This is a genomic window from Frankia sp. BMG5.60 (assembly GCF_059428125.1).
Map to the genome: position 1 here is coordinate 5,352,460 of NZ_CM182091.1, position 9,706 is coordinate 5,362,165.

At 71.9% G+C, this 9,706-nt stretch carries 5 protein-coding genes; 4 read left to right on the top strand and 1 reads right to left on the bottom strand.

The genetic code is table 11. The features are described 5' to 3' along the window. Window positions 1-33: 33 nt before the first annotated feature. The 3 genes from AC5R91_RS21970 (at window position 34) to AC5R91_RS21980 (ending at window position 6,249) form a co-directional block, all read left to right on the top strand. The gene (locus AC5R91_RS21970) at window positions 34-786 is read left to right on the top strand and encodes an FkbM family methyltransferase (protein ID WP_495393208.1); all 753 of its coding nucleotides are present in this window, start codon (window positions 34-36) and stop codon (window positions 784-786) included. 680 nt (window positions 787-1,466) lie between these two features. Continuing rightward, window positions 1,467-4,454: a bifunctional diguanylate cyclase/phosphohydrolase gene (locus AC5R91_RS21975; protein WP_495393209.1), complete on the top strand. Its 2,988-nt coding sequence runs from the start codon at window positions 1,467-1,469 to the stop codon at window positions 4,452-4,454. Between the two features lie 724 nt (window positions 4,455-5,178). After that, complete coding sequence (locus tag AC5R91_RS21980; protein WP_495393210.1) at window positions 5,179-6,249, top strand: glycosyltransferase family protein; 1,071 nt, start codon at window positions 5,179-5,181, stop codon at window positions 6,247-6,249. Between the two features lie 120 nt (window positions 6,250-6,369). Here AC5R91_RS21980 and AC5R91_RS21985 read toward each other — a convergent pair whose 3' ends face one another. Further along, window positions 6,370-7,110, bottom strand: coding sequence for a TetR/AcrR family transcriptional regulator (locus AC5R91_RS21985; protein ID WP_495393211.1), 741 nt, complete (start codon window positions 7,108-7,110; stop codon window positions 6,370-6,372). Window positions 7,111-7,218: 108 nt separating this feature from the next. Here AC5R91_RS21985 and AC5R91_RS21990 point away from each other — a divergent pair, with 108 nt between their 5' ends. Further along, window positions 7,219-9,642, top strand: a complete 2,424-nt coding sequence (locus AC5R91_RS21990) for an MMPL family transporter (RefSeq protein ID WP_495393212.1) — start codon at window positions 7,219-7,221, stop codon at window positions 9,640-9,642. Window positions 9,643-9,706 lie beyond the last annotated feature (64 nt).

The following is a 9,706-nucleotide window of genomic DNA, read 5'->3' on the forward strand; positions in this document are numbered from 1 at the left end:
GATCACCGATGGGGCAACGGGAGGTTGTGGCGGATGGATCCTCGGGTAGAAAAGCAGCTTGCTCAGCTCCGCCGGAAGGCGGTCGATTTGGGCCTCGGTCCGGCGTTGAAGCTGGTGCGTGACACCGTCGTGCCGACGGCCAGGCGCAATCGCAATGACGACCGTCACCTGGCGCTGCTGCTGTCGTTCGTGTTGCGGGAGAACTCCAACTGCATCGACGTGGGCGCGCACCGGGGCGACGTGCTCCGGACGATTCTGCAGCACGCTCCGCGGGGACGGCACATCGCCTACGAGCCGCTGCCGCACATGGCGGCCTCCCTGACGACCGACTTCCCGACGGTCCAGGTGCGCCAGGCGGCGCTGTCGGACAAGCCCGGAGTGCTGCCGTTCACCTACGTCCGCAGCCGGCCCGCCTACAGCGGGCTGCGCGACCGGGTGCCGGACACCGAGGACGTCGAACAGATCGAGGTGGTGGTCGAGGTTCTCGACGAGACGCTGCCCACGGACTACCAGCCGACCCTCATCAAGGTCGACGTCGAGGGCGCCGAGTACGGGGTGTTTCGCGGTGCCCGGAAACTGATCGCCGCCAGCCGGCCGCATCTGGTGTTCGAGTTCGGCGCCGGTGCCCGCGATTACGGCACGACGGCGGACGAGATGTACGAGCTCGTCGACAGCGATCTGGGTCTGCGGATCTTCGATCTCGACGGCGAGGGTCCGTACACCCTGCCCAAGTTCCGGGACACCTTCGAGACCGGCCGCCACTTCAACTTCGTCGCGCATCCCTGACGGTCGTCTGCGGACCACCACGCAGCGCCGATGCCCGGCCGGCCGGCAAGGACAGGGCCGCTCGGGCGGGGCCGGTCTGTCATCCGCCGGCCCTCGCCGGCGTGTCGCGGATGACCGCGGCGGCCGGCCCGAGAGACACCCCGGACGGAGCCGTCCGGGTACGCTGCGAGCCCCTCCGCGCACCATTGGTCCGCATACGTGGTTATGCACCCGACGAGTGGGAGCGGAGAACAAGAATCGGACAAGAGTCCATACGAGGACTCAAACGAGTGTGTACGAAGAGCGACGGTTCGGTACGGTTTCGGAAGGTCGCGGCGATCGACCCACCGGAACCGTCTGGGCGGGACTGGTGCCGCCGCTGCTGCCGGATCCGGTAATGGATCGCCGGGAGGCATCGGGCGTACGCGGCCGGTATGCGCACCACCCGTCCGGTCAACTGAGAGGCTGCTCATGGCCCGCTCCCCCCGGGGTGGCTGTTCGCCGCCAGCCGGTCCTGCATCGTCCACGAGCCCCAGGTCGTCGGTGGACCAACCGACGACGGGTCTGCCGCGGGCCGTTCCCCGCCGCCACCGCGTCCCCACGCCCGCCGGGCGGCCCAGGTCCGGGCTTGGGGCCGCGTCGGCGTCACCGCCTTCGCCGCCGCCGTTCCGAACGGATCCCGCGTCCCGAACCGAGGGGTGATGCCGGCCCCGCCGTGGCACGCCCGGGCGGGCCGTGGCTGGCTCGCCTGTCCGGGCGCCGGCCTGGCCGCGGTCATCGCCTTCGTCCTGCCGCCCGCGGTGGGTGTCGGGCTCGGCTTCAGGATGGCGTTGTACCTGCTGGTGAGCCTGTCGGCCGCCGGTGCCCTGCTCGCCGGATCGCATCGCCTCGCCGCCATCCCGCGGCGTGGCTGGACGCTCCTCGCGGGCGGTCAGGTTCTCTACGCGGCCACCGGTGTGGCTCTCTTCATCTACCCGCGTGTGTCCTCAGGCACAACCGGTGCGGTCTCGGACGTCGTTCTGTTCCTCCGTTATCCGCTGCTGGTCGCCGGCCTGCTGGCACTGCTGCGGGCGCGTTGTCCCGGGCGGAGTGCGGCCGGCCGGCTGGACACCGCGATGGTCCTCGCCGCGGCCTGCCTGCTGTTCTGGGTGTATCTGGTGGCACCGGCGGTGCGGGCCGGTGGTATGTCGGCGGTCGGGATCGTCCCGGTGGTGTGCGCGGCGGCGAGTCTGGTGGTGGTCGGTGTGACCGTCCGGCTCGCGGCGGGAGACGGGGAGCGGCCGGCCACGTTGTTCCTGCTGGCGGGTGGGGTGCTCGTGAGCGTGGCCGCGGACGCCGCCGATGTGTTCACCCGCATCGGCGACGCCGCCGCGGGTGGCCTGGGGATGGGTGGTTCGGGCGGTACAGCGGTCGATGGCCGGGACGCCGCCCGGATGGTGAGTGCCCTTCTGCTCACCGCCGCCGCGCTCCATCCCTCGCTGGCCCGATCGGGGCAGTCGGTGGCGCCGCGGGCGGTGCCGATCCGCCACGGGTGGCGGTTGGCCACATTGTGCGGTCTCGGGCTGGTCGGGCCGGTGGTGCTCGGCGTGCAGGCTGGCCGCGGCGATTTCCGGGACGTCGGCCTGATCGCGATGGTGAGCGCCGGGATCGTGCTTCTGATCATCGCCCGGATGGCCCGACTGGAGGCCGATCAGCGACACCTCGCGATCACTGATGGCCTGACCGGGCTACGCACCCGCCGGTATCTGGAGGCCGAGATGCGGGTCGCCGCCCGGCGGGCTCGCCGGGTCGGGTCGGGGATGGGTCTGCTCCTCGTCGACGTCGACCACTTCAAGTCCGTGAATGACCGGTTCGGCCATCCGACCGGCGACCAGGTACTCGCCGAGGTGGCCCGGCGACTGCTCGACGTGACCCGTCCGGGGGACGTCGTGGCCCGCTACGGGGGGGAGGAGTTCGCGCTGCTTGCGCTGGACGTCCGGGGCGATGCGCTGGCGGACATCGCCGAGCGGCTGCGGCTCGGCGTGGGGCGGGAGCCCGTGCGGGTGGCGCTGCCCGCGCCGGCCCCTGGTGCTTCCGCCGAGTGGTCGGCCGCTTCCGCTGAATGGTCGTCCTTCCCCGTCGGCGCGGGGGCTGGGGCGGTCCAGGCGGCCGACGTCGTCCGGACCGCGGGAAGCATCGCGATGACGACTCGCAACGACGGCCGGCCGGACACGGCGGGTCGGCTCAGGACCGCCACGGGTACCGGACCGTCGTCGCTGTCCGTGCCGGTAACGGTCTCGGTCGGCGGCGCTGTGCTGCCCGATCACGCGGGCGACGTCTACGCACTGGTCGCGGTCGCGGACCGGGCCCTGTACGCCGCCAAGGAGGCGGGCCGGGACCGGGTCGCCATCGGTCCGGAGGGGGCGCCGCGCCCGGGGCGGGTCCCGGCCCCGGTGCCCTCCGGGCGGGCCTCGCCCCACCTGCAACCGTCCCGACTGCCGACGGCCGGTCCACCGGCGCTCGACTCCACAGCATCCCGACGTTCGTCGATGGACTGGCCGGCCGGCAGCCATCCCGTGGCCGACGGGGGCGCGGCGGATCCACTCGGCATCCGGCCGCCCGCGTTCCCGCGGCCTGCCGTCGACCCGTCCGGGTCCGTGCCCTCCGCGATCGCGGCGTCTGCCCTCGATCCGCTCCGAAGGGATCTGCAGGTCGACGACTCCGCGTCGTCGCTGCGGTGGACGGACCGACCTCACCCGGCCGAGCCGGCCGGGAACGATCCGGAGGGCGCCCCCCGACCGGGCGCGTCATCCGGTGCACCCGGCGCGCCGGCGTCCGGATGGAACGGGCTCTGGGGCGGTGACGACAGCGAAGCGACCCAATCGCGCCATGCGACCACCGCCAACCCGGACGGCACGCCGGCCGTGCTCGCCGAGCCCGCGGCGGTGGCCGCGGCTGCCGCGGCGGTGGCCACCGCGGTGGCCGCGGTACTGGTCGCGGAGCCGCGCGAGCTGCCCAGGCGCCTGCCCGACGGCGTCGAGTGCCTGCGCCGGATCGCCGAACAGGTCGACGCCTGGCATGCGCCGCGCGCGGACGGCCGGGCGGTGGGGCACTGGCTCGGCGAGGTGCTCACCGTGCTCGGCTATGCCGCCGTGGCACGCCACCGGGCCCGGCTGGCCGGACGGCTGCACAACGTCGGAAAGATCCTCCTGCCGCCGCACGTCCTGGCCCGTCCGGGCCCCCTGGACGCCGAGGAGTGGCGTCTGATCCGGATGCACCCGGTGATGGGCGCGAATCTGCTCGCCCAGGTGCCGGATCTGCGGGTCGAGGCGGAGATCATCGCCCAGCAGCGGGAGTGGTTCGGTGGGGGTGGCTATCCCAACGGGATCGCCGGGTCCCGGATCCGGATGGAGGCACGGGCCCTCGCGGTCTGCACCGCCTGGGCGGCGATGCGCGGCGGGCGCGGGGGGCGGGATCCCCTGAGCGGACCCGCCGCCCGCGAGCAGCTTCGGGCCGGGCGCGCCACCCAGTTCGACCCGACGGTCGTCGACGTCTTCCTGGCCCTGGAGGCCGACGGGCGGGTCGGGCTGCCCCATCCGGGCGACCGGCTTACGACCACCCCGGCCGCGTGGGCGTCCACGCGGCCGTCGCTGGGGCTCGCCCGACCGCGCGCCGGTGTCCCAGCCGTGATGCTGACCGAGGGAGACTGATGACGTAGGAGCGAGTCCGCACCCTGGGCGAGTCCGCCCCCTTGGCGATCCCGCCTCTGTGAGCGAGTCCGCCGCCACGAGCGGGTCCGCCGCCACGAGCGGGTCCGCCGCCACGAGCGGGTCCGACGACATGCGCGAGCCCTCGCCGAGGCCGCCGACATGGGCCACGCAGCCCTCGCGGCCTACCGGGTCGGTGAGTCGGTGGGCCGGCGTATCCGGCTGGGTCGATGCCGGCCTGGCATCGGCTGGCCCGGCAGCGGGTAGTTCTCTCCCGATCGGTCCTGGAGTAACCGCTCCGGGCGCTTGGTCGGATACCCACCGTAGCCACGTGGGACGATAGTGCGGTTCCGGTGCGGCGCGGCGTGTTCGTGGCCGGTCCCGAAAGTGGTGGCTGATACCTGCCGGGAAAGAGGGGGAGTGACGGACCGGGCCGCAACACCGATACTTTGACGCTCCAGCACCTGGCATGTGTCGGATCGGTCGTGCTCCGGAGACCGCGAAGAGGACGCGGCGAACCCGAGCGCGGGGAGGTACCGGAAACGACCCGGGCGGTCGAGGCGTTGTGAACGGAGGTACGCAATCATGCGGTCAGTGGCACGAGGGGGAATCGCCGCCCGGTCCGCGTGATACCCACCTCGCAACGCCCGTAGGAGATCCCCATAGGACGTCGCCACCGGTACGGGGGTTGTCCGTACCCAAGAAAGGTCACGAGAGAGGGGCGTCCGTGCGAACGCTCGAACCCACCAGCCTCGACCTCGACACGATCGAGGTGGACAAGCTTGCCAAGGGCATCACCCTGAGCCTGTTGATCCCGGCCCGCGGCCCGGAGGCGGCCCGGACTCTCGGCGAGATCATCGCGCAGAACCGGCAGCGGTGGATGCAGGAACGCAGTGTGCTGGACGAGATCGGCGTCGTCGTCGATCCGTCCTCAGACGGCGACGAGCACGACCTCGTGCGCATCGCGACGGACGCGGGCGCGAGCTGGGTCGTCCGCGGGCAGTCCGTCCTGCAGCGCCATGCCGGCAGGGAGGCCACGACGATCGGCGGGAAGGCCGGCGCCATGCGCAGCCTCGCCTACCTTGCGTTCGGTAATCGGCTCATCTTCCACGACGCCGATCTAGAAAGCTACGATCCGTACACGGTTGGGGTCCTCGCCGCTGCGACGACCGCCGGCAACGCTCCACTTTTCGTAAACGGAAGTTCGCGTAGGGTGACGGGTGACGGTCAGCCCGGCGGGCGCACCACGGAGATGCTGCGATCGTTGTTGTCGAAACAGCTCGCCCGGTATGTGCCGTCCATCACGCGGACTATCCAGCCCCTGATCGGGGAGTTCGTCATCGACGCGGATGTCTTCGCGGCGCTGGCCTTCTCGCGCGGGTATGGCGTGGAGACCTCGCTGAAGGTTCTGGCGCTCGACCTGCTCGACTACTCGGACAGCCTGCAGGTCGAGCTCCCGATCAAGTATCAGGTCGGCCAGCATTACCACAGCCTCGTGAAACAGTTCCATGAGATTAGTTTCACAATCGATGTCCTGGAAGCGTACTTCCAACGGCGCCGTGTCGATCCGCACGTCGCCATCTGGCAGATCGCCGACAACTACGACCTGCTATTTCCGGGACGCACCTACACCCTGCACCGGCCGCCGGGCTACGACGAGACCGATTTCGTCCCGCGTATGGGCTTCTACCAGCCGCTGGCCACGGCGCCGGCGTATCAGGCCCGACTGCCGGAGATCAAGAGTGCCCGCCGGGTCGCGCTGGACGCGCTGGAGCGCCGGATGCGTACCTCGGCCTGACCGATCTGCCCCAACCGGGCACCGATCTGCCCCGACTGGGCCGGGTGGCCCGGTCGGGTGCTCTACCGACTGCCCATGCGGGCTGGTCCCGACCCGACCCGACCCGACAGTCCGGTCCGGTCAGGTCGGGCCATCCGCGCCGGGCGGGACGATCGCCCGGCAGGCCTGGGAGAACACATCGATCATCTGTCGGTCGAACAGGTCGGCGGGATCTTCGAGGGCCGGGGGCAGGTGGCCGAAGGACTCCAGCGACAGGAAGCCGTGCAACTGGGTCCAGGCCGCCAGACAGACCGCCATGCCACCGGGGTCGATCGCCACCCCGTGGTCGCCGGCCCAGGCGCGCAGCCTGGCCTGCATCGTCGGGGTGAGCTCGGCGTCGACGTGGCCGGTGTCGATCAGTCCGGCCTCGATCGCCTCCGTCATGCAGCGGAACAGCACGGCCACCGACCGCTGCAGCTCGGCGGCCACCCGGGTGCCGACGAACCCGCCTTCGGGTACCCGCGTACCGAAGAGCAACGTGTACTCGACGGCGTGGTCCAGCGCCCAGCGGCGGTGCGCCCGGGCGACGTCCAGCCACCGACCGAGATGATCGTGCGGATCGCCCGCCGTGAACGCCGCCTCTAGGGCGTCGGCCAGCGAGGCGAAGCCGTCGGCCGTCAGCTCCGCCAGCAGGACCTCGCGGCTGTCCACGTAGCGGTACAGGGCCGAGGGGGCCATGCCCATCGCCCGCGCCACCCCCCGAAGGGACAGGGCGGCGGGACCGAGCTCCGCCAACTGGGCGTGCGCCGTCTGCTTGATCTCGTCGAGGGTGGCCCGCCGTAGCCGTTCCCGGCGGGTGACTGGACTACTCACAGCGGCCATGGTCGATCTCGAGATGAACACTGTCAACTTTGCGTCAGTTCGGCCTTGACGAGAACACCCGACGCGAACACTGTTCTCTACAGGGTTGCCCCATCTGTGGAGGAAGCAGTGTTCTCGTCCCTTGTGGCGCTGGTGACGCGCCGCCCTCGCCTGGTGCTGGTCCTCACGGTCGTCGTTCTGCTCGGCGGCGGCGTCCTCGCGAGCAGCGCCTTCGGCAAGCTGCAGACCGGCGGCTTCGACGACCCGGCCTCGGAGTCCTCCCGGGCAGCCGATGCGATGGATGCCCGCTTTCACGGCCATCCGAACGTGCTCCTTCTCGTCACCGCCCGGCAGGGGGATGTCGACGACGCGACGGTCGCCGCCGCGGGCCGGTCCGTGGCGACCGATCTCGCCGCCCAGCCGGGCGCCCGCGACGTCGTGTCCTACTGGACCGGCGGGGGGCCGGCGTTGCGCTCCCGGGACGGCCGATCGGCCCTGGTCGTGGCCAGCGTGCGGGACGATGACGAGGCCTCGGACATCGTCGATCGCTACGAGTCGGGTCAACGCTGGCCGGACACCGTGACCGTCCGACCGGGGGGTGCGGCCACGGTGGGCGAGGACATCGGCAATCAGGTCTCCAGCGACCTCGCCGTGGCCGAGTCGATCGCTATCCCCATCACCCTGGTGCTCCTGGTGATGGCGTTCGCCGGCGTCGTCGCCGCGCTGCTGCCGCTGGGTATCGGCCTGCTCGGCATCGTCGGCGGTTTCGCGGCGCTGTCCGTGATCGGCGGGCTCACCGATGTGTCGATCTTTGCCGTGAACCTCGCGACGGCGATGGGCCTCGGCCTCGGCATCGACTACTCCCTGCTGATGGTCAGCCGGTTCCGCGAGGAACTGGCGGCCGGTCGTGACCGTGCGGACGCGGTGGCAGTGACCGTTCACTCCGCCGGTCGGACCATCCTGTTCAGCGGCGCGACGGTGATCGTGGCGTTGGCCGTGATGCTGCTGTTCCCGCCGTTCTTCCTGAAGTCCATGGCGTATGCGGGGATCGCGGTGACGCTGGTGGCGGTGGTCGCGGCGATCGTGTCGCTGCCGGCCCTGCTGATGGTGCTCGGCGAGCGGGTGAACTCCTGGCAGGTGGGTGGCCTGATCGGACTGGTCCGCCGGCGCCGGACGAGTCGCTCCGGGCCGGTGGGAGTCTCCGGCGCGGACGGGGGGGACGCGATCGCCGTGCGGGAGACGGGCGAATCCCCGTTCTGGCGGCGGGTGGCGGCGACGGTGATGCGCCGCCCGGTGCTCACCGGGCTGCCGGTGGTCGCGGTGCTGCTCGTGCTCGGGGCGCCGTTCCTGCACGTCAACTTCGGGACGCCGGACGACCGGGTGCTCCAGCCCGGCTCGGCGTCGAGCCGGGTGGTCGGGGACGCGCTGCGCGAGGACTTCGCGGCCGACCTCGGCGGTGCGATGGAGGTCGTCGTGCAGGCCGAGGGGGCGCGATCGGTCGACCGGTCGGCGCTGGTCGCATACACGGCGACGCTGTCGCGGCTGCCCGACGTGGCCCGCGTGGACAGTGCGCTGGGAACGTACGTGCAGGGCCGCCGTGTCCTATCGCCCGATCCGACCAGTAGCCGCTTCGCCGTTGCCGGTGCGGACTCGCTGCAGGTGGTGACCTCGGTGGACTACGCGTCGGGACGCGCGCAGGATCTCGTCCGGGCCGCCCGGGCCGTGCCGCCGCCCGCCGGGACCAGTGCCCTGATCGGCGGGGCGCCCGCCGTCCTGGTGGACGGCAAGAACACGGTCGCCGACCGGCTCCCCCTCGCGCTCGGCCTGATCGCGTTGGCCACCTTCGTCCTGATGTTCCTGTTCACCGGCAGCGTGCTGCTACCAGTGAAGGCGATCGTGCTCAACGGCCTCGCCATGTGCGCGGTGTTCGGCGCATCGGTATGGATCTTCAGCGACGGGCACCTCGAGGGACTGCTCGACTTCACCCCCGGCCCGCTGGACACGTCCATGCCCGTGCTGCTGTTCTGTATCGCCTTCGGGCTGTCGATGGACTACGAGGTCTTCCTGCTGTCGCGGATCAAGGAGGCGCACGATGCCGGTGCCTCCAACGCCGAGGCCGTCGCCGCCGGGCTCGCCCGGGTGGGCCGGATCGTGACCACCGCCGCGGCGCTGCTCGCCGTCACCTTCGTCGCCTTCGCGACCTCGTCGGTCCGCTTCATGCAGATGTTCGGGGTCGGCACGGCGTTGGCCATCGTGCTGGACGCGACGCTCATCCGGGGGGTGCTCGTCCCGGCGTTCATGCGAGTCGCGGGCAACGCGAACTGGTGGGCGCCGCGCCCCCTGCGAATCCTGCATGACCGGTTCGGACTCCACGAGTACCAGGCGCCCGCCCCCCCGGCCCGGCCGGGCTCCCCGCTCGTCCCGCGCGCAGGGCACGGATCGGCGGCTGCGGGCCTGGCACCGGCGCAGCGGTCCGCGGCCCAGGGCGGAGCGGCACCGCGCGGCGACGCCGGACAGGGCCCGGCTGGGCGGCCGGGGCCGTCGGCGGGCTGACCGGATCGGGGGCCGTTCCACGAGAAGGGGGCTGTGGCGTCCGTGCGTGGGCGGCGGCGGGCCG

Bases quoted from the DNA above. Each gene is read 5' to 3' on its own strand.
- AC5R91_RS21975 (WP_495393209.1), top strand. From the start codon at position 1,467: ATGCCGGCCCCGCCGTGGCACGCCCGGGCGGGCCGTGGCTGGCTCGCC.
- AC5R91_RS21970 (WP_495393208.1), top strand. From the start codon at position 34: ATGGATCCTCGGGTAGAAAAGCAGCTTGCTCAGCTCCGCCGGAAGGCG.
- AC5R91_RS21985 (WP_495393211.1), bottom strand. From the start codon at position 7,110: ATGGCCGCTGTGAGTAGTCCAGTCACCCGCCGGGAACGGCTACGGCGG.